The following is a 19085-nucleotide window of genomic DNA, read 5'->3' as shown; positions in this document are numbered from 1 at the left end:
AGATCGGTTCCTGTGCGACTAGACCACCGGTTCACCGTGCCAGCCCCGGTCGACGAGGTGTGGCGGGCGGTGCTCGACCCCGAACGGGTGGCGCCGTGCATGCCCGGCGCCACCCTGACCGAGGTCGACGGGGACGCGTTCCGCGGCACGGTCAAGGTCAAGCTGGGGCCGATCTCCCTGACCTACCAGGGCAAGGGCGAATTCCTGGAGAAGGACGAAGCGGCGCGGAAGGTGGTCATCAAGGCCTCGGGCAAGGACGCCCGCGGCGCCGGCACCGCGGCGGCCACGGTCACCGTCACCCTGCACGAGGAGGACGGTGCCACGGTGGGTGAGGTGGCCACCGACCTGAAGGTGACCGGACGCCCCGCGCAGTTCGGCCGCGGCATGATCGCGGAGGTCGGCGGCAAGATCCTGGACTCGTTCGCCAGTTGCCTGGCTACGAAACTAGGCAACTCGGCTGAGACCTCCGCCGCCCAGCCCGCCGAGGCCTCCGCCCAGTCGACCGGCGCCGGGCAATCGAGCGACGCCGGGCAAGCCTCACCAGCCGGGCAATCGAGCGGCGCCGCGCAATCCCCGCCAGCCGGGCAATCCCGGCCAGCCGGGCAATCCCGGCCAGCCGCGCAATCCCCGCCAGCCGCCAAACCCGCGGAACCGGCCCAGCCCCAACAGTCCCACCAAGAGCAGTCCCACCAAGACCAGTCCCAACAAGACCAGCCCCGCCAACGTCCCAAACTGCGGGCCGTCGAACCTCCCGCCGAGGTCGAGCCCATCGATCTCGTCGACTACGCGGGCGCCTCGGTGGCGAAGCGGCTCATCCCGGTGGCCATCGGGGTGGCCGTCCTCGCCGCGCTGGTGGTGGTCATCCGGGCGCTCAAGCGTTAGTGGGCCTTCCCACGCCCGGAAATACCCCGCGCCCACCCGGCCTTGTACCTGGCATGAACGGGGCGGATCACACCACCGACGTGGTGGTCATCGGCGCGGGGCAGGCGGGCCTGTCTGCCGCCTACCACCTGCGCCGCACCGGCTTCGCCAACGGCTCCGGCTTCGTGGTGCTCGACCACGCGAAGCGGCCCGGTGGCGCGTGGCAGTACCGCTGGCCGTCGCTGGTGCTGAGCAAGGTGCACGGCCTGTACGACCTGCCCGGCCTGCGCTTCGGCACGCCGGACGGCAGCCGCCCGGCCAGCGAGGTGGTGCCCGAGTACTTCGAGCGGTTCGAGCGCACCTTCGACCTGCCGGTGCGCCGCCCGGTCGACGTGCTCGAGGTCCGCGAGGGCGAAAACAACCGCCTCCTGGTGGCCGGCGCCGCCGAGACCTGGGCGGCGCGTGCGGTGATCAACGCGACGGGCACCTGGGACAAGCCGTTCTGGCCGCACTACCCCGGCCAGGAGACCTTCGCCGGGCGTCAGCTGCACACCGCCGACTACACCGGCCCCGGAGCGTTCCGCGGGCAGCGCGTGGTGGTGGTCGGCGGTGGTACTTCGGCGATCCAGCAGCTGCTGGAGATCGCGCCGCTGGCCAGGGAAACGATCTGGGTGACCCGTCGCCCGCCGGTGTTCCGCGAAGGCCCGTTCAGCGAGGACTGGGGTCGCGAGGCCGTCGCGAAGGTCGAACGCCGCGTGCGTCAGGGCCTGCCGCCGGAGAGCGTGGTCAGCGTGACCGGGCTGGCGCTGACCCCGGAGATCCGCGCCGCGCGCGACGCCGGGATCCTCGACCGCAAGCCGATGTTCGACCGCATCACCCCGCGCGGCGTCACCTGGGCCGACGGCACCGAACGCGCCGCCGACGTGATCCTGTGGGGCACCGGTTTCCGCGCCTCTCTGGACCACCTCGCGCCGCTGCACCTGCGTGGTCCCGGCGGCGGGATCCGGATGGACGGCACGCGCGTGGTCGCCGAGCCGAGGCTGCACCTGGTGGGTTACGGCCCGTCGGCCAGTACTGTCGGGGCGAACCGGGCGGGCCGCAGCGCCGTCAACGAGGTGCGGCGGTTACTGGGCTGAGGAGGGGCAATGCGCTACCTGCTGATGATCGGCGGCGAAGAGGGTTCCGAGGCGGAGAAGCTCGAGGGCTGCGGTGGCTGGACCGAGCGGATGGAGCGCCGGGGTGTGCTCCGCTCGGGTGTCGCGCTGCGACCGCCGGACGAGGCGGTGACCGTGCGTGTGCGCGGTGACGAGGTGCTGCGCTCGGACGGGCCGTTCGCCGAGACCAAGGAGCAGATCGGCGGGTTCTGCGTGATCGAGTGCGCCGACCTCGACGAAGCGGTGGAGATCGCCGCCGACCACCCGGTGGCGGAGCTGGGCCTGATCGAGATCAGGCCGCTCGTGGATTCATAACGCGACGGACTGTCACAAGGGCGGAAAAAATCACCGGCCGGTGCTGTCTGGCGCAGCCGGGCAGGGGCCCAGGACCCACCGGGGGACCAGCCGCACGATGCTCGTGAAGTCCGGCCCGCTCCGGTACTGGTGGGCGTTCGCGATCCGGCTGATCAGCGGCGATTCGCACAGCGATCTGAAGATCCATCGCTTCGGCGTGGACGCCCTGTGGAGCGGCCGCGACCTGTACGGCGCGCTCCCACGGGCCGACGCTGGTATCCCGTTGCCTGCGGTGGTGTGGATCAGGAACGGGCGTTGCGTAAGCGGGTGGCCGAGTTGGAGAAAGAGAAAGGAGTGAGGTTCCCCCGGGAACCTCGCACAATCAAATAGCGGGGTGGGCACCTCCCTCATTTCACGCGTAGCGAATCTGCGCCGCCTTACCGGCCTCATAACCCTCGCGGCCCGCCAGCGACTCGGGCACGCCGACTTCCCACCAGGCCCCGGACTCGGTCCAGGCATCCGGGCGGGTTCGGATGACCACCACAGCCGGTCGCCGGGACGATACGGAAGCCTCCCGCGCCCGCGCATACGCCGACCGCAACTCCGACACCGAGGAAGCACGGAAAACCAAGCACCCCAACGCTTCCGCATGCCCGGCGAAGTCGACACGTGGCGGGTCCGCGTGCGAAGTCCGGCAATCGGCGTACTGATTGTTGAAGGGCTCCCCGCCCTGCCCCTCCTGCAACCTGGCGATCACCGCGTACCCATCGTTGTCGCAGACGACCGCCACAAACGGGTGTCCGGCGAAGGCCGCGGAGAACAGCTCCGAGTTCAGCATCAGGTACGAACCGTCACCAAGGAGCGTGGTCACCACCCGATCCGGCAACGCCATCGCCGCGCCCCACGCCCCGGCCAGCTCGTAGCCCATGCACGAGAAGCCGTACTCGACGTCCATGCTCACCTGACCGCTTCCGCGCCAGCCGCCGATCAACTCGCCCGGCAGGCCGCCGGACGCCGTCATCACATAGTCATCCGGCGACGAAAGATCATTCACCACCCCGACGACCTGCGCGTACGTCGGCTCACCCGAAGCCGAGCGCAACGACGACACATGCGCGTCCCACCGGGCACGTTCCGAAGCCGCCCGCCCCGACCACGACGAAGAAACACGCCAGTCCCCGAGGTCCAATTCGGACAAACCAGCTTCGGCATCCCCGACCACGGCCAGCGCCCCGTGCTTCACCGCGTCGAACCGCGCCGCGTTCAGAGTCACCAGCTTCACGCCTGGCCCGAAGACCGTCCACGAGGCCGTCGTGAAGTCCTGCAACCGCGTACCAACCGCAAAAACCAAATCCGCCTCAGCCGCCAGCGCGTTCGCCGACGAAGAACCAGTGACGCCCAGCGGACCCCCGTACAACGGATGATCGTGCGGCACCAGAGTCCGTCCAGCCGTGGTCTCCACCACCGGAATGCCATACCGCGAAGCAAAATCCAGCGCCCGCGCCCCAGCCCCCGAATACCGCACCCCGCCCCCGAGCACAAGAAGCGGGCGATCGGAAGCACGCAAAGCAGCCGCCGCAGCAGCCAGCTCCCGCGTATCCGGCCGAATCCGCCGCACCCGATGAACCACGGGCTCGAACAGGGAATCCGGGAAATCGAAAGTCTCCGCCTGCACGTCCTGCGGCAACGCCAGCGTCACCGGCCCCGCCTCGGCCGGATCGGTCAGCACCCGCGCGACCTGCGGCAGGGTCGAAATCAGCTGCTCCGGCCGGGTGATCCGGTCGAAGTACCGGCTGACCGCGCGGAACGCGTCGTTCACCGTGGCCGTCGCGTCGCCGAAGGGCTCGATCTGCTGCAGCACCGGATCCGGGGCCCGGCTGACGAAGGTGTCGCCGGGCAGCAACAGCAGCGGCAACCGGTTCGCGTGCGCGACCCCGGCCGCGGTCACCATGTTCAGCGCCCCGGGCCCGATCGACGACGTCACCACGCCCACCTGACGCCGGTCGGCCGCCTTCGCGAACCCGGTCGCCGCCAGCGCCATGCCCTGCTCGGTGTGCCCGCGCCAGACGGGCAGCTCGTCGCGGTACCGGCTCAGCGCCGTCCCGATGCCGAGCACGTTCCCGTGCCCGAAGATGGCAAAAACCCCGGGGAACAACGGAACTTCGTCACCGGCCAGCGTTTCGGAACGCTGGGCGAGCAGCCAGCGGACGAGCGCTTCGGAGGTGGTCAGCTTCACCGTACCGGTCCTTCCGCCGAGGTGACCGGGCACCGCGGGTCGAGCGGCTGCCCCGCCCAGCTCTCCCGGATCCAGGTGTGCGCCGGGTCGTCGCAGAAGGCCATCGACCGCTCGGCGGCGGGCCCGGCCAGCACGTTGAGGTAGTACATCGGGTATCCGGGCGCCGCCACGCAGGGCCCGTGGTATCCACGCGGGATGAGGAACACGTCGCCGTCACGCACCGCGACGTCCTCGTCGAGCGAGCCGTCGGCGGTGTAGGTCCGGTGGAAGCCGAAGCCGCCTTCGCCGCTGATCCGGAAGTAGTAGATCTCCTCGTTGACCACCTCGCATTCGGTGGCCTCGTCGTGCTTGTGCGGCGGGTACGACGACCAGTTGCCGTCGGGTGTGATCAGCTCGCAGGCGTTCAGCTTGTCGGCGTGGTCCCACACCCCTGGCACGCCGAAGTTGGTCACCTGCCGCGTGGCCTGCCCGGCTCCGCGCACCTCGACCGGTACTTCCGAGGCCGGACCGTACTTCGGCGTGAGCCGCCGCGTGCACCGAGCCATCGGCAGCGCCAGCTCGCATCCCTCCACAGTGGACAACGCAACCGAAGCGTCCCGAGGCACGTACAGGAAATCCGTCACCCTGGTGAACACCGAGTCCCGGCCCTGCAAGGCGAACCGCGAGCCGTCGACCTCCACCGAACACCCGCCGGACAACGGCAGCACGAACGCCTCGAACTCGCCGGTCTCGATCACCCGCGACGCACCGGCGGCGAGCCGCAACACCCGGAGCCCGGTGTAGTTCCAGCCCGCGTCCTCCGGGCCAAGCCGAACCGGGTCGTCCCCGTCCGCGAGCGTGCCGTTCGGTCGGTGCAGTTCACTCACTGGGACTTCTCCAATACCTCCGCCGCCGCGGCGACCGCGGCAGCCACGTCACCGTCGGGCGGGTAGAGCAGGGAACGGCCGACCACCAGCCCGCGCACCACGTCGTGACGCAGGGCCGCGCCCCAGGAAGCCAAGTCGGCCGCGGGATCACCCGACGGCACACCGCCGAGCACCACCACCGGCAGCGTGGTCGCGTCCAATATCACCGAATCCTCCGGCGCGGGCAGCTTCAACCAGGTGTACGCCGAGGTCACACCCAGCCCGGACGCCACCGTCACCGCACGCGCCAGCGACGCCGGATCCCGTTGCAGCACCAGCTTTCCGGCCCCGTCCCGGCGATAGGGCAGTGGTTCGACCATCGCCATCAGGCCGTAGCTCGCCAGCTCGGTCACCGCCTCCGCACTGGCCTGCAGCGTCGGCACCGTCCCCGGATCCGAATCGACCAGCCGCAACAGCATTTTCCCGCCGTCGAGCCGGAAGTCCGCGATCGACCGGGCCGAATAGGCGGTGAACCGGTCGTCGATCTCCCAGTCCGCGCCGGCCAGCCCACCGCGGTTCATCGAACCGATGACCACCTTGTCGTGCAGCGCGTCGAGCAGCAGCAGTTCCTCGACCACGTCCGGTGTGCCGAGAATGCCGTCCACCGCCGGGTTTTCCAGCGCGGTCAGCAGCCGGTCGAGCAGCGACCGGCGATCCGCCATCGCGGTCGGATCACCGCCGACCCCCAGCGCCCCACGGGCCGGATGGTCCGCGGCGACCAGGAACAGCGTGCCGTTCTCGGACAGCAGTTCCCGGCGGCGCCGCGTGGCATAGGCGCGGTTGATCGCCCCCGGATCGGTCGCACGCAGGCGCAGCAGTGCACGCCAGCGCTCGTCAGACAGCGTCACAGCATCTCCTCGATCTCCGCCGCGGTCGGCATCGCGTCGGCGCAGGCCAGCCGGGAGGCGACCAGCGCACCCGCCGCGTTGGCGTAGGTGGCGATGCGCACCGGGTCCCAGCCGGACAGCAGGCCGTGGATCAGCGCACCGCCGAAACCGTCACCGGCGCCGAGCCCGCAGACCACCTCGACCCGCTGCGGGGGCACCGTCCACGACCCGTCCGGGGTGGCCACCAGCACCCCGTCGGCGCCCTTCTTGATCACCGCCAGCCGGACCCCGCGCTCGAGCATGCGCCGCGCGGCCTCGTCCGGATCGCCGGTGCCGACGGCGACCTCCGCCTCGGCCCGGTTGCCGACCGCGACCGTCACGTGGTCGAGCATCCAGCCGATCTCCGCCCGCGCGGTCGCCACGTCCGGCCAGAACATCGGCCGGTAGTCGAGGTCCAGCACGGTGTGCCCGCGACGGGCCCGGCGCTGGAGGATCCGGCGCTGCGTCGCCCTGGCCGGCTCGGTGCACACCCCCGTCCCGGTGACCCACAGCAGCGGCACCTCGTCGACCACGTCCCACGGCACGTCCTGCTCGCCGATGGTCAGGTCGGGTGCGATGGGGGAGCGGTAGAACAGCAGCGGCGGGTCCTCGGGCGGGTCGAGCGCGCAGAACACCACCGGCGTCTGCAGTCCTTCGGCCGTGCCGACGTGTTCCGGCGACACCCCGAACTCGGACAGCGCCGACCGCACGTAGTCGCCGAAGCCGTCCGGGCCGACCTTGGTCAGGACCGCGGTGCGCCTGCCGAGCCGGGCGGCGGCGACGGCGACGTTGGTCGCGGTGCCGCCGAGCGACTTGGCGAAGCTGCGCACCCCGGCCAGCGGCACGCCGCTCTGCTCGGGGTACAGGTCGACCCCGACCCGTCCGATGGTCAGCGCCTCCAAGTGGTTGCGATCGGAAGTCCGCTGGGGGTATTCGGTGGATCCAGGTTTTCGCTGGGCGTGCGGCCGGGAGACCTGCGTACCGGTGTTGTACTCGGGTCTTCCGGCCGTGCGTCCAGCGGGAAGCTGGGCCGCCGAGACCACCGGCAGACTTCCGATCGTGACCACTGAGCTCAAGGCGCCTCCACCGACCGCAGTTCGTGCTCCAGCGCCTCCAGTTCCGCGCCGCCCGCCATCTGCCGGGTCAGCTCGGCGATGTCGATCTCGGACTTCTCGTACGCGCCGAGCGGGGCACCGCGCTTGAGCAGCAGGAACCTGTCCGCCACCGGGTAGGCGTGGTGCGGGTTGTGGGTGATCAGCACCACGCCGAGCCCGCGGTCGCGGGCCTGCGCCACGTACTTGAGCACCACCCCGGCCTGCTTGACACCGAGCGCGGCGGTCGGCTCGTCCAGGATCAGCACCTTCGCGCCGAAGTGGATGGCGCGCGCGATAGCCACGCACTGCCGTTCACCACCGGACAGCGTGCCGACCGGCTGCTCCACGTCACGCAGGTCGATGCCCATCTCGGCCAGCGCCTTCTTGGTGGTTTCCTTGCCCTGCTTGCGATCCAGCCACCGGATCGGGCCGAAGCCCTTGGTCGGCTCGGAACCGAGGAAGAAGTTCCGCCACACGCTCATCAGCGGCACCACGGCCAGGTCCTGGTACACCGTGGCGATACCGCGGTCGAGCGCCTCTCGCGGGGAGCCGAACCGCACCGGCTCACCCTCCACCTTGAACTCGCCGCTGTCGTGCTGGTGGGCCCCGGCCAGGATCTTGATCAGGGTGGACTTCCCGGCGCCGTTGTCGCCGAGCACGCAGGTCACCTCGCCCGCGTTGACCACGGTGGACACGTCGCGCAGCGCGATCACGCTGCCGTAGGTCTTGCCGATGCCGGTGACCTCGATCAAAGGCGTCATCGCCGCACCCTTTCCGCTCGCCGCCGGAAGGTGTTGTTCACCAGCACCGCCGCCAGCAGCATCACGCCGAGGAACAACATGAACCAGTCGCTGTCCCAGCGGGAGAACACGATGCCCTGGCGGGCCATGCCGAAGATCAGCGCGCCGATCGCGGCGCCGATCGCCGAGCCGAAGCCGCCGGTGAGCAGGCAGCCGCCGACCACCGCGGCGATGATGAACTGCAGCTCCAGCCCGATGCCCTGGTTGGCCTGCACGCTGGCGAAGCGCAGGATGTTGATCGAACCGACCAGCCAGCCCGCCAGCGCGGTGGTCATGAACAGCAGGATCTTCGTGCGCTTGACCGGCACGCCGACCGCGCGGGAGCTGACCGGCGAGCCGCCGACGGCGAAGATCCAGTTGCCGAACCGGGTGCGCACCAGCAGCCAGGCCGCCACCGCGGCGAAGCCGAGCCACCACAGGATGGAGATCTGGAACTTGGTGCCGCCGATGTCCACGGTGGACGCGAAGACGAAGCCGGAGGAGGCGTAACCCTCCGCGCTGCGCATGCCGGAGACCTGCACGGTGCCGGTGACCAGCCGCGTCACGCCGAGGTTGAGCCCCTGCAGGGCGAGAAAGGTGCCGAGGGTGACGATGAAGCTGGGCAGCCCGGTGCGCATCACCAGCCACCCGTTGAAGGCACCGACACCGAGCGCGAACACCAGTGACGCCAGCAGCGCCAGCCAGACGTTCCAGCCGGCCTGGGTGGCCAGTATCGCGGTGACCAGCGCGGTGGACGCGGTCATCACGCCGGCCGACAGGTCGAACTCACCGCCGATCATCAGCAGCGACACTGCCACCGCCATGATGCCGAGCGTGGAGGCGTCGTCCAGCCAGGTGGCCACGCCGTCACCGGTGAGGAACTGGTCGGCGGTGATGCTGAAGAAGGCGAAGACCACCACCGCGCCGAGCAGCGCGCCGATCTCCGGGCGCACCACCAGCCGGTCGGCCAGCCGGGTGCGGCCCACCCGTTCGTCGAGCGTTGTCGCGGTCATCGGGTACCCCGTTCCACGTAGGCGCCGATCTGGTCCACAGTGGACTTGTCGACCAGGTCGGGTCCGGTCAGCACCGGACGGCCGCCGCCGACCACGTTCCGGTTGTCCCGGTACAGCTTGAGGAAGACGATCGGCAGGTAACCCTGCTCGTACTGCTGCTGGTCGACCGCGAACAGCACGTCACCGCTCTTGATCGCGGACACCACGTCGGCGTTCAGGTCGAAGGTGGCCACCTGCGCCTGTGACTGCACCTGCTCGATCGCGTTCACCGCGTTCGCGGCCACCTGGGAGTTCAGCGTGAGCACCGCGTCGATCGACGGATCGGTCTGCACCGCGCCGCGGATGCGGGCCTGCACGTCGGTCGGGTTGCTGATGTCCACCTGCAACCGCTCGGCGGCGCCGAAGCCGCGGGCGGCGCCGTCGCAGCGCTGGTTCTGCCCGATGTTGCCCGCTTCGTGGATCACGCAGAGCAGCTTGGTCTTGCCTGCCTCCTTGAACTTGCGGCCCGCCTGCTCACCGGCGACGCCTTCACTCTGGCCGACGTGGGTCAGCGCGCCGTAGGCCGCGCTCTGCTCCTCGCCGGAGTTGATGGTGACCACCGGGATGCCGGCGCGGACCGCGTTCTCGATCGACGGCCGCACCGCCTCGGGGTTCTGCATGGAGACCACCAGCCCGCCGACGCGCTGCGCGACCGCGTTGTCGATCAGCTTGGCCTGGTTGCCGGGGTCTCCGTCCGAGTTGTACTCCACCGGGACGCCGAGCTGCCTGCCCGCGTCCTCGGCGCCGTTCTTGACCACGTTCCAGAACGCGTCGCCGGCGGTGCCGTGGGAGATGACCGCGATCCGGAACGGTCCGGTCTCGGCAGGCACCTCCTGGCCACTGCCGGAGGACGGGTCCTCCGCGGCGGGCCCGGTGCACGCGGCGAGCAGCAGTGCCGCTCCCACGGCCACCAGGCCGAGCCTTCCTGAGCGATGGGACGTCATTGTCGAATCCTCGCTGTCCGGGCTACGCAGCCGCCAATCGGCTGACGATCTGGTCGAGATGGGCCAGGCTGCGCGCGGTGTCCCGCTTGGGCACGCCGTCGGGGCTGTCCGGGCCCAGCGCGGTGTCCTGTTCGAGGACGTACCAGCCGGTGTAGCCCGCCTCGTGGACGAACCGCACCATGGCTTCGATGTCGACATCCCCGTCGCCGAGCGGCACGTAGATGCCCTGGCCCACCGCGTCGGTGTAGGCCAGTTCGCCCGCGCGGACGGCTTCGGCGAGGTCCGCCTTGACGTCCTTGAGGTGCAGGTGCCCGATCCGGTCCGGGAAGCGCCTGGCCAGCGCGACCGGATCGGTGCCGCCGATGAGCAGGTGCCCGGTGTCCAGGCACAGCGGCAGGTCGGAGTCGGCGATGAACTTCTCCACCTCGGCCTCGGTCTCCACGTGCGTCCCCACATGCGGGTGCAGCACGGTGCGCAAACCGTGCGCCGCGGCAGTGTCCCGGATCTTGGCCGCCGTGTCGACCAGCGTGCGCCATTCGGCGGCGGTCAGCTCGGGGCGCTCGTCGTAGCCGTCGAGCCCGGTGGCGGCGGCGAGCACGAGCACCTCGGCCCCGCAGGCGGCGAACAACGCGGCGGACTCCTCGGCGGCGGCCACCGCGGCGGCCGGGTCGGTGTGCAGCGCGACCGCGAGGAAACCGCCGATCAGGCGAAGATCGTGCGCGCCGAGCAATTCCCGCAGGCGCGCCGGATCCCTTGGCAGATAACCGGGCGGGCCGAGTTCGGTGGCCTTCACGCCGAGTTCCGACATCTGCCCGAGCACCACCGGGGCGTCGAGCACCCGGCCCCAGCCGGGAACTTCGCACACCCCCCAGGAGATCGGTGCCGCGGCGATCTTGAATTCCGGATCGGTTGTCATCGGTGACCAATCTGGGCGTGGATGTTGACGCTGGCGCGCTATTGGTTAGAGCGCTCTAATCGTGTAGCCTTCCGGTCATTGGTGTCAAGGGGGCGGGAGGCTGCGCCGGTGCGACCGACGATGGAGGACGTGGCCGCGAGAGCCGGCGTGTCCAGAGCGCTGGTTTCCCTGGTCATGCGCAATTCGCCGAAGGTGAGCGAACAACGGCGGGCCGCGGTGCTCAAAGCCGCCGACGAACTGGGTTACCAGCCGCACGTGATGGCCAGATCGCTGGCCAGCCGCACGTCCACGGTGCTCGGCGTGATGGTTTCCGATCTGCGGAACGCCTTTTTCGCCGACGTGGTGGAAGGGCTGGATTCGGCCGCGCAGGCCGCCGGTTTCAACCTGATCCTGAACACCGGATCGCGCAGTCCCGCGCGTGAGCAGGCGGCATTGCGCAGTTTGCTGTCCTTCCGCCCAGCGGGAGTCGTGCTGCTCTCCCCGGTGCTTTCCGCCGCCGCCGTGGAAAAGGCCGCTGAACAGTGCCCACTGGTCCTGGTTTCGCGCACCTCCCGATTGTCCACTGTGGACACGGTGAACGACGACGGCACGGCGGGCGTGGCGCTGGCGGTGGACCACCTGGTCGATCGCGGGCACCGGCGGATCGTGCACTTCGACGGCGGTTCCGCGGCCAGTGCGGCCGCCCGCCGCCGCGGTTACCGCGCGGCGATGGCGCGGCACGGCCTCGAACCGCGGATCGTGCGCAGCGAGCACACCGACACCGCGGGGGAGAAGGCGGTGCGCGAGCTGCTCAGCTCGGTGGACTCCCGCGAGCTGCCCACCGCGGTGATCGCGGGCAACGACTTCAACGCCGTCGGCGCCATCTCGGCCTTCGAAGAGGCCGGTTTCCGCGTGCCGGAGGACGTTTCCGTGGTCGGCTACGACAACACCTCGCTGGCCGCGCTGCGGCACGTCTGGCTGACCACGGTGGACCAGCCGCGGCTGGAGCTGGGCAGGCTCGCCGTGGAGGCGCTGCTCGAACGGGTGCGCGGGGAGCGGGACGAGCCGATGCGGCACCTGCTCCACCCTTCGCTGGTGGTGCGCGGCACCACCGCCGCGCCCCGGAACTAGTACTTTCCCCTGCTCTCTCTAGGAGATCTTCTGAAGATGAGGCTTGGACTCGCCGGCACCGGCCGGATCGGTTCGGCGCACGCCGACATCCTCAAGCAGCTGCCCGGCGTCACCTCCGTGGTGGTCGCCGACGCCGACACCGAACGCGCGCGGGCGACCGCGGCCAAGCTGGAGGTCGACGCGGCGGGCAGCATCGACGAACTGTTCACCGCCGGGCTGGACGGCCTGGTCATCGCCGCCGCCACTGACGCGCATCCCGAGCTGATCATCCGCGGGGTGTCCGCGGGCGTGCCGGTGTTCTGCGAGAAGCCGGTCGCCGGGGACGTGGCGGGCACGCAGGCCGTGGTGGACCGCGTAGCCGAAGCCGAGGTGCCGGTGCAGATCGGCTTCCAGCGGCGGTTCGACCCCGGCTACACCGCCGCTCGGCAGGCGGTCACCACCGGTGAACTGGGCTGGCTGCACACGCTGCGCGCGACCACGCTGGACCCGGCGCCGCCGCCCGCGGCGTACGTGCCCGGCTCGGGCGGGCTGTTCCGCGACTGCGGTGTGCACGACTTCGACATCATCCGCTGGGTGACCGGGCGCGAGGTGACCGAGGTCTACGCCACCGGCGGCAACCGGGGCGCCGAGTTCTTCGCCGCCGCCGGGGACGTGGACACCGCCGCCGTGGTGCTCACCCTGGACGACGGCACCCTCGCCACCGTTTCGCTGACCAGGTACAACGCGGCCGGCTACGACGTGCGGCTGGAGGTGCTCGGCTCGTCGGGCAGCATCGCCGTCGGCATGGACGAACGGCTGCCGCTGACCTCGGTCGAGGAGGGCGTCGGCTGGCCGTCGGGCCCGGCGTACCCCGGGTTCATGGAGCGCTTCCGCGCTTCGTACGTCCGTGAGCTGGAGGCGTTCACCGAGGTGGTCGCCGGGCGCATCCTCAGCCCGTGCACGGTCGGCGACGCGCTGGCCGCCTTCCACATCGCCGAGGCGTGCGACCTGTCGCGCCGGGAAAACCGGCCGGTACGCGTCACGGCGTAGCCCGCGGTGCCGCCGCCGGGCGGACGCGGTGACGGCGCCCGTTCCGCGAATCTCGTCGAGTCAACGCGAATCGACGAGACGGGATGCGAAAAATGACTGTCATTACTGGGGAGCGGAAGACGGCGGCCCGCCGCTGGCTGGCCGCGCACAGCGTGGACGTGCTCCGGGTGAGCCTCGGCCTGATCTTTCTCGGTTTCGGCGTGCTGAAGTTCTTCCCCGGCGTGAGCCCGGCGCAGGAACTGGTGGTGCGCACGCTGGAAACGCTGTCGTTCGGCGTGCTGTCCGGTCAGGGCGCGCTGCTGGTCACCGCGGTGGCCGAATGCGTCATCGGGCTCACGCTGGTCACCGGCCGGTTCCTGAAAACCGGGCTGGTGGTGCTCGGCGCCTCGCTGATCGGGATCATGTCGCCGCTGGTGCTGTTCTTCACCGACCTCTTTCCCGGCGCGCCCACACTGGAAGCGCAGTACGTGGTCAAGGACATCGTGCTGGCGGCGGCCGGGCTGGTGGTCGCGGCGAGCGCGCTGGGGGCGCGGTTCGTGCTCACCGACCGGCTCGCGGTCAAAGCTGCAGATTGAAGATCCGCCGGGCGTTGCCGCCGAGGAACAACTCCTTCGCCTCGGGCCCCAGTTCGAGCTTGTCGAGCTGCTTGAGGCAGGCGCCCGGCGTGATCATCGGGTAGTTGGAGCCGAACAGGACCCGCGTGCGCCCGCGGCCCCTGGCGTAGTCGGCGAGTTCGGCGGGCAGGCGGTGCAGCGCGTAGGCGGAGGTGTCGATGTGGAAGTTCGGGTACTTCATCGCCAGCGAGAGCACCTCGTTCAGCCAGGGGAAGCCGACGTGCCCGCCGACCACCACCAGCTCCGGGAAGTCCAGCAGCACCTCGTCCAGGTAGGGGATCGGGCGGCCGGGCTCGGACGGGCACCGTGGCCCGGTGTGCCCGATCTGCGTGCAGAACGGCACGCCGAGCTCCACGCAGGCGACGTAGACGGGGTAGTAGCGGCGGTCGTTGGGCGGCAGGTTCCACAGCCACGGCACCACGCGCACGCCGACGAAGCCGAGGTCGCGCACGCAGCGGCGGATCTCGCGGACCGCGCCCATCGGGTCGGCGAGATCCACCGAGGCGATGCCGGCGAACCGGGCGGGGTGCCGCTCGACCACCGCGGCGACCTCGTCGTTGGTGATCAGCGGGCCGCGGGGCGAGTACCACGCGGACAGCAGCCCGGCACGCACGCCCGCGTTGTCCATCTCGGACAGCGTCTCCTGCAGCGGCGGCGCGAGCCGGGCGGTGCCGGTCCAGCGGAGCACGGTGTCCAGCCACGGCTCGGCCATGAACCGGGCGCCCGGCTGCTGCATCCAGGCGTCGATGATCTCCGGCAGGCCGATCGTGCCGCGGTCCATGCCGTCCATGCTAAGCCGCCGACGCGAGGCCGCCGATGTCACGAATGTGGGGTGGATTCCAGTGGTTGTTGCAACACCCTTGTTGATGGGAGTTGTGATGGTGCTGGGTCGTGATGTTCGGGTGCGGTTTTGGGGGTTGGTGCGGGCGGGGTGGGCGGTGCGGCCGGCGGCGGGGTTGGCGGGTGTGTCGCATGAGACGGGGCGGCGGTGGTTCGCGCAGGCTGGTGGGGTGATCGGGAACGCGCCGTGTGCGCTGGGCGGGCGGTATTTGTCGTTGGCTGAGCGGGAGGAGATCTCGCGGGGGTTGTGTGCGGGGTGGTCGTTGCGCAGGATCGCTCGGGGGCTGGGGCGGGCGGCGTCGACGGTGAGCCGGGAGGTGGCTCGTCATGGTGGGCCGGTGGCGTATCGGGCGGTGGTTGCCGACAGCGCGGCGCGGGTGCGGGCGCGGCGTCCGAAACCGGTGAAGCTGGCTGTTGACGCCCGGCTGCGGGCGTGGGTGCAGACTCGGCTGGAGAAGCGGTGGTCGCCCGGGCAGATCGCGGCCGCGCGCAAGCTCGCTTTTGCCGATCAGCCGGAGCGTTGGGTGTCGCACGAGACGATCTACCAGGCCATTTACGTCCAGAGCCGGGGCGCGTTACGGCGTGAGCTGGCCGCGTGCCTGCGGACCGGGCGGGCGCTGCGCCGTCCCCGCGGCCAGGCCCGCCGCCACCTGCCGCCCCGGCTGCCCGGCCCGATCCCGATCTCGGCGCGCCCGGCCGAGGCCGCCGACCGCGCGGTGCCCGGGCACTGGGAAGGCGATCTGATCCTCGGCGCCGGCAACAGCTCCGCGATCGGGACGCTGGTGGAGCGGTCCACCCGGTTCGTGCTGCTGCTGCACCTGCCCCACGGTCACACCGCCGAGCACGTCCGCGACGCGATGATCGCCACCATCACCACCCTGCCCGCCCAGCTGCGACGCTCGCTGACCTGGGACCGCGGCAACGAAATGGCCCGCCACGCCGAGATCACCCTGGCCACCGACATGGCCATCTACTTCTGCGACCCGCACTCACCCTGGCAACGCGGCACCAACGAGAACACCAACGGCCTGCTCCGCCAGTACTTCCCCAAAGGCACCGACCTGACCAGGCACACCGCCGACGACCTCGCCGCCGTCGCCGCCGAACTCAACGAACGCCCCCGCCACACCCTGGGCTGGCTCACCCCAGCCCAATCCCTCAACCGAGTACTGTCCGGACAGTCCCCCGTTGCAACCACCGCTTGAGCCCGCGTGGCTTTCGAGACGCCAAACGTCTCGAAAGCCACATTCGTGACAGGGACGGGGGCGGTCAGGCCAGGTCCGACTCCGCCGCCGAGATGGCGGCGAACTCCTCCTCCGGTGCGTTCGCCACCAGGTGGTGCCTGCTGTAGAACCAGAAGTACGCCAGCGCCAGCACGAAGATGCCGCCGGTGATCGCCGCGGCCAGCACGTCGACCAGGAAGGTGGCGACCACCGCCGCCGCGGCCAGCACCAGTGCGACACCGGTGGTCCACGCCCCGCCCGGCGTGCGGTACGGGCGCTCCAGGTCCGGCTCCCGCTTCCGCAGCACGATGTGCGAAAGGTTCAGCAGCACGTAGGAAACCGTCGCGCCGAACACCGCGATGTTGATCAGCAGCGCGCCGTCGCCGATGCTGAACGCCAGCACAAAACCGATCGTGCCGGGCACGATCAGCGCCAGGTACGGGGCCTTCCGCTTGCCGGTCTTCGACAGCCACCGCGGCAGGTAACCCGCCCGCGAAAGCGCGAACAACTGCCGCGAGTAGGCGTAGATGATCGAGAAGAAGCTCGCGACCAGCCCGGCCAGCCCCACGTAGTTGACCACCTGGCTGAGCCAGTTGTCCCCGCCGTAGGCCAGTTTCGCCGCGTCCACCAGCGGGTTGTTCGACCCGGCCAGCGCCGCCGACCCGGCCCCGCCCGGGGCCAGCAGCAGGATCAGCGCGGCGAACACCACCAGCGCGCCCATCGCGGCGATGATGCCGCGCGGCATGTCGCGCTTCGGGTCGCGGGCCTCCTCGGCGGCCAGCGGCACGCCCTCGACGGCCAGGAAGAACCAGATGCCGTAGACCAGCGCCGCCAGCACGCCGGTCAGGCCGAACGGCAGGAACGACGACGCCCCGAACGCGTCGGTCGCCGGGATGTCGAACAGCTTGCCGCCGTCGAACTTCGGCACCATGCCTGCCACGAACAGCACCAGCGCGACCACGGCGACCGCGGTGATCACGAACATCACGCGCAGCGCCTCGCCGACCCCGCGCAGGTGGATGCCGATGAAGATGAGGTAGCAGACCAGGTACACCGGCCAGCTGTTGGTCAGCCCGAACAGGCCGAGCGTCTCCACGTAACCGCCGATGAAGATGGAGATCGCGGCGGGCGCGATGGAGTACTCGATCAGGATCGCCACCCCGGTGGCGAACCCGCCGAGCGGGCCGAGCGCGCGCCGCGCGAAGCCGTAGCCCGCGCCGGCCACCGGCAGCGCCGAGGACATCTCGGCCAGGCCGAACACCATGCAGCCGTACATCACGGCCATCAGCACGGTGGCGATCAGCAGGCCGCCCCAGCCGCCCTTCTCCAAGCCGAAGTTCCACCCGGCGAAGTCGCCGGAGATGACGTAGGAAACACCGAGCCCGGCCAGCAGCAGCCAGCCGGCGGCCCCGCGTTTGAGCTGTCTCTGCCTGAGGTAGTCGGCGCCGACCTGGTTGTACTCGACCTTGCCGTGGTGCCGCTGCTCGGCCATCTGGACTCCCTGCGGGTTGCGTCCGGCCTCCCAATGGATGCCTGGACAGTCCTTTGAAGTTGTCCGAGGTTCGGCCATCGCCCCGCGTTTGTCAAGGCGCCCGGAAGCCGGTTGACTTCGCCCCGGTGCACCGGTACCAAGGTGGTTCAATGGGTCTGTACAGTTCCATTGGCTGTACGGGACGGAGAGGTGTCGTCGATGGGCAAACGCAAGGGCATGCTGACGCTCGACGAGCTGCGAGGGCTGGTCGAGAACGGCACCGTGGACACCGTCCTGGTGGCGATGACCGACATGCAGGGCCGGTTGCAGGGCAAGCGCTGCGCGGCCGAGTACTTCCTCAACGAGGTGGTGCCGCACGCCACCGAGGCCTGCAACTACCTGCTCGCGGTGGACGTGGACATGAACACCGTCGACGGTTACGCCATCTCGTCGTGGGAACGCGGCTACGGCGACTGCGTGCTGCGGCCGGACTTCGGCACGCTGCGGCTGGTGCCGTGGCAGGAGGGCACCGCGATGGTGCTCGCCGACGTGGAATGGGTGCAGGGCGGTGACGTCACCGTCTCGCCGCGGCAGGTGCTGAAGAAGCAGCTGGCCAGGCTGGCCGAACGCGGCCTCGGCGCCTACGTCGGCACCGAGCTGGAGTTCATCGTCTTCGAGGACAGCTACGAGCAGGCGTGGAAGTCCGGCTACCGCGAGCTGACCCCGGCCAATCAGTACAATGTGGACTACTCCATGCTCGGCACCGCGCGGCTGGAACCGCTGCTGCGGCGGATCCGCAACGCGATGTCCGGTGCCGGGCTGTACGTGGAGTCGGCCAAGGGGGAGTGCAACCCCGGCCAGCAGGAGATCGCCTTCCGCTACACCGACGCGTTGTCCACTTGCGACAACCACGGCATCTACAAGAACGGCGCCAAGGAGATCGCCGCGCAGGAGGGCAAGAGCCTGACCTTCATGGCGAAGTACAACGAGCGCGAGGGCAACTCCTGCCACATCCACCTCAGCCTGCGCTCGCTCGACGGGGACGAGCCGGTGCTGGCCGGTGACGGTCCCGGCGGCTTTTCCCAGCTGATGGAGCACTTCCTGGCCGGGCAGCTGGCGTGCCTGCGGGAGCTGACCTACTTCTTCGCGCCGAACATCAACTCCTACAAGCGTTTTGTGCCCGGCAGCTTCGCGCCGACGGCGGTCGCCTGGGGCACCGACAACCGCACCTGCGCGCTGCGGGTGGTCGGCCACGGCCAGTCGCTGCGGGTGGAGAACCGGGTGCCCGGCGGGGACGTGAACCCGTACCTGGCCGTCGCCGCGCTGATCGCGGCCGGGCTGCACGGCATCGAAAACGAGCTGCCGCTGGAGCCGGAACTCGAAGGCAACGCCTACACCTCGGGCAAGCCGACCGTGCCGACCACGCTGCGCGAGGCGGCCGAACTGCTCGCGGACAGCAAGGTCGCCCGCGCGGCCTTCGGCGAGGACGTGGTGGAGCACTACCTGAACGCGGCGAAGGTCGAGCTGACCGCCTTCGACGCCGCGGTCACCGATTGGGAGCGAGTACGTGGTTTCGAACGACTCTAGGCCGCTGCCGCCAGGCCGGAGTGTCACGAATGTGGCTTTCGAGACACCAGGCGTCTCGAAAGCCACATTCGTGACATCGGGCAACGCGCGACTCCGGACGAGGGGGTGTC

The 19085-nt window shown here is 70.2% G+C and carries 18 protein-coding genes; 8 read left to right on the top strand and 10 right to left on the bottom strand.

What is annotated here, in order from left to right:
* The first annotated feature begins 12 nt into the window (after nt 1-12).
* The 3 genes from A4R43_RS19445 to A4R43_RS19435 are packed head-to-tail and all read left to right on the top strand — an operon-like array spanning nt 13 to nt 2330.
* Nucleotides 13-882, top strand: coding sequence for an SRPBCC family protein (locus A4R43_RS19445; RefSeq protein ID WP_113693637.1), 870 nt, complete (start codon nt 13-15; stop codon nt 880-882).
* Between the two features lie 53 nt (nt 883-935).
* Entirely contained in the window at nt 936-1997 is a 1062-nt protein-coding gene (locus A4R43_RS19440) for an NAD(P)-binding domain-containing protein (RefSeq protein WP_113693636.1), read from the top strand.
* Between the two features lie 9 nt (nt 1998-2006).
* Complete coding sequence (locus tag A4R43_RS19435; protein WP_113693635.1) at nt 2007-2330, top strand: YciI family protein; 324 nt, start codon at nt 2007-2009, stop codon at nt 2328-2330.
* Nucleotides 2331-2721: 391 nt separating this feature from the next.
* On the opposite strand, the gene iolD is transcribed toward A4R43_RS19435, so the two are convergent.
* From iolD to A4R43_RS19390, 8 genes are all read right to left on the bottom strand, one after another.
* Nucleotides 2722-4545, bottom strand: a complete 1824-nt coding sequence (gene iolD, locus A4R43_RS19425; RefSeq protein ID WP_113693633.1) for a 3D-(3,5/4)-trihydroxycyclohexane-1,2-dione acylhydrolase (decyclizing) — start codon at nt 4543-4545, stop codon at nt 2722-2724.
* Nucleotides 4542-5411, bottom strand: coding sequence for a 5-deoxy-glucuronate isomerase (iolB, locus tag A4R43_RS19420; protein ID WP_113693632.1), 870 nt, complete (start codon nt 5409-5411; stop codon nt 4542-4544). Before iolB ends, iolD begins: the two co-directional genes overlap by 4 nt.
* Nucleotides 5408-6298, bottom strand: a complete 891-nt coding sequence (locus A4R43_RS19415) for a Cgl0159 family (beta/alpha)8-fold protein (RefSeq protein WP_113693631.1) — start codon at nt 6296-6298, stop codon at nt 5408-5410. The genes iolB and A4R43_RS19415 overlap by 4 nt, the downstream gene beginning before the upstream one ends.
* On the bottom strand, nt 6295-7218 hold the full coding sequence (iolC, locus tag A4R43_RS19410; protein ID WP_113693630.1) for a 5-dehydro-2-deoxygluconokinase: 924 nt from the start codon (nt 7216-7218) through the stop codon (nt 6295-6297). Before iolC ends, A4R43_RS19415 begins: the two co-directional genes overlap by 4 nt.
* Nucleotides 7219-7388: 170 nt before the next feature.
* Complete coding sequence (locus A4R43_RS19405; protein WP_113693629.1) at nt 7389-8171, bottom strand: ATP-binding cassette domain-containing protein; 783 nt, start codon at nt 8169-8171, stop codon at nt 7389-7391.
* Entirely contained in the window at nt 8168-9202 is a 1035-nt protein-coding gene (locus A4R43_RS19400) for an ABC transporter permease (RefSeq protein ID WP_113693628.1), read from the bottom strand. The genes A4R43_RS19405 and A4R43_RS19400 overlap by 4 nt, the downstream gene beginning before the upstream one ends.
* Nucleotides 9199-10185, bottom strand: coding sequence for a sugar ABC transporter substrate-binding protein (locus tag A4R43_RS19395; RefSeq protein WP_113693627.1), 987 nt, complete (start codon nt 10183-10185; stop codon nt 9199-9201). The genes A4R43_RS19400 and A4R43_RS19395 overlap by 4 nt, the downstream gene beginning before the upstream one ends.
* Before the next feature lie 22 nt (nt 10186-10207).
* Nucleotides 10208-11101, bottom strand: a complete 894-nt coding sequence (locus tag A4R43_RS19390) for a sugar phosphate isomerase/epimerase family protein (RefSeq protein ID WP_113693626.1) — start codon at nt 11099-11101, stop codon at nt 10208-10210.
* A 120-nt stretch (nt 11102-11221) separates the two neighbouring features.
* Between A4R43_RS19390 and A4R43_RS19385 the strand changes: the two genes are divergently transcribed.
* From A4R43_RS19385 to A4R43_RS19375, 3 genes are all read left to right on the top strand, one after another.
* The gene (locus tag A4R43_RS19385) at nt 11222-12211 is read left to right on the top strand and encodes a LacI family DNA-binding transcriptional regulator (RefSeq protein ID WP_113693625.1); all 990 of its coding nucleotides are present in this window, start codon (nt 11222-11224) and stop codon (nt 12209-12211) included.
* A 36-nt stretch (nt 12212-12247) separates the two neighbouring features.
* Nucleotides 12248-13240: a Gfo/Idh/MocA family protein gene (locus A4R43_RS19380; RefSeq protein ID WP_113693624.1), complete on the top strand. Its 993-nt coding sequence runs from the start codon at nt 12248-12250 to the stop codon at nt 13238-13240.
* Nucleotides 13241-13332: 92 nt separating this feature from the next.
* Entirely contained in the window at nt 13333-13815 is a 483-nt protein-coding gene (locus tag A4R43_RS19375) for a DoxX family membrane protein (RefSeq protein WP_205215381.1), read from the top strand.
* Here the strand turns inward: A4R43_RS19375 and A4R43_RS19370 are convergent.
* Nucleotides 13799-14635: an amidohydrolase family protein gene (locus A4R43_RS19370; RefSeq protein ID WP_236809126.1), complete on the bottom strand. Its 837-nt coding sequence runs from the start codon at nt 14633-14635 to the stop codon at nt 13799-13801. The genes A4R43_RS19375 and A4R43_RS19370 overlap by 17 nt on opposite strands.
* Nucleotides 14636-14720: 85 nt before the next feature.
* Here A4R43_RS19370 and A4R43_RS19365 point away from each other — a divergent pair, with 85 nt between their 5' ends.
* Nucleotides 14721-15899, top strand: coding sequence for an IS30 family transposase (locus A4R43_RS19365; RefSeq protein WP_205215173.1), 1179 nt, complete (start codon nt 14721-14723; stop codon nt 15897-15899).
* A 64-nt stretch (nt 15900-15963) separates the two neighbouring features.
* On the opposite strand, the gene eat is transcribed toward A4R43_RS19365, so the two are convergent.
* A complete protein-coding gene (gene eat / locus A4R43_RS19360) occupies nt 15964-17409 on the bottom strand; it encodes an ethanolamine permease (RefSeq protein ID WP_113693622.1) in 1446 nt (481 codons plus the stop codon).
* A gap of 198 nt (nt 17410-17607) precedes the next feature.
* Between eat and A4R43_RS19355 the strand changes: the two genes are divergently transcribed.
* On the top strand, nt 17608-18975 hold the full coding sequence (locus A4R43_RS19355; RefSeq protein ID WP_205215380.1) for a glutamine synthetase family protein: 1368 nt from the start codon (nt 17608-17610) through the stop codon (nt 18973-18975).
* Nucleotides 18976-19085 lie beyond the last annotated feature (110 nt).

This window comes from Amycolatopsis albispora (genome assembly GCF_003312875.1).
In the GTDB taxonomy this organism is placed as follows: Bacteria; Actinomycetota; Actinomycetes; order Mycobacteriales; family Pseudonocardiaceae; genus Amycolatopsis; species Amycolatopsis albispora.
Note: the sequence above shows the minus strand (reverse complement) of the source record. Positions and strands in the feature narration are given on the sequence as shown.

Coding starts and splice junctions, on each gene's coding strand:
- A4R43_RS19355 (WP_205215380.1), top strand. CDS start 17,608: ATGGGCAAACGCAAGGGCATGCTGACGCTCGACGAGCTGCGAGGGCTG.
- A4R43_RS19440 (WP_113693636.1), top strand. CDS start 936: ATGAACGGGGCGGATCACACCACCGACGTGGTGGTCATCGGCGCGGGG.
- A4R43_RS19435 (WP_113693635.1), top strand. CDS start 2,007: ATGCGCTACCTGCTGATGATCGGCGGCGAAGAGGGTTCCGAGGCGGAG.
- A4R43_RS19380 (WP_113693624.1), top strand. CDS start 12,248: ATGAGGCTTGGACTCGCCGGCACCGGCCGGATCGGTTCGGCGCACGCC.
- A4R43_RS19390 (WP_113693626.1), bottom strand. CDS start 11,101: ATGACAACCGATCCGGAATTCAAGATCGCCGCGGCACCGATCTCCTGG.
- A4R43_RS19365 (WP_205215173.1), top strand. CDS start 14,721: ATGGGAGTTGTGATGGTGCTGGGTCGTGATGTTCGGGTGCGGTTTTGG.
- A4R43_RS19370 (WP_236809126.1), bottom strand. CDS start 14,635: ATGGACCGCGGCACGATCGGCCTGCCGGAGATCATCGACGCCTGGATG.
- eat (WP_113693622.1), bottom strand. CDS start 17,409: ATGGCCGAGCAGCGGCACCACGGCAAGGTCGAGTACAACCAGGTCGGC.
- A4R43_RS19405 (WP_113693629.1), bottom strand. CDS start 8,171: ATGACGCCTTTGATCGAGGTCACCGGCATCGGCAAGACCTACGGCAGC.
- A4R43_RS19385 (WP_113693625.1), top strand. CDS start 11,222: ATGGAGGACGTGGCCGCGAGAGCCGGCGTGTCCAGAGCGCTGGTTTCC.
- A4R43_RS19375 (WP_205215381.1), top strand. CDS start 13,333: ATGACTGTCATTACTGGGGAGCGGAAGACGGCGGCCCGCCGCTGGCTG.
- A4R43_RS19400 (WP_113693628.1), bottom strand. CDS start 9,202: ATGACCGCGACAACGCTCGACGAACGGGTGGGCCGCACCCGGCTGGCC.
- A4R43_RS19395 (WP_113693627.1), bottom strand. CDS start 10,185: ATGACGTCCCATCGCTCAGGAAGGCTCGGCCTGGTGGCCGTGGGAGCG.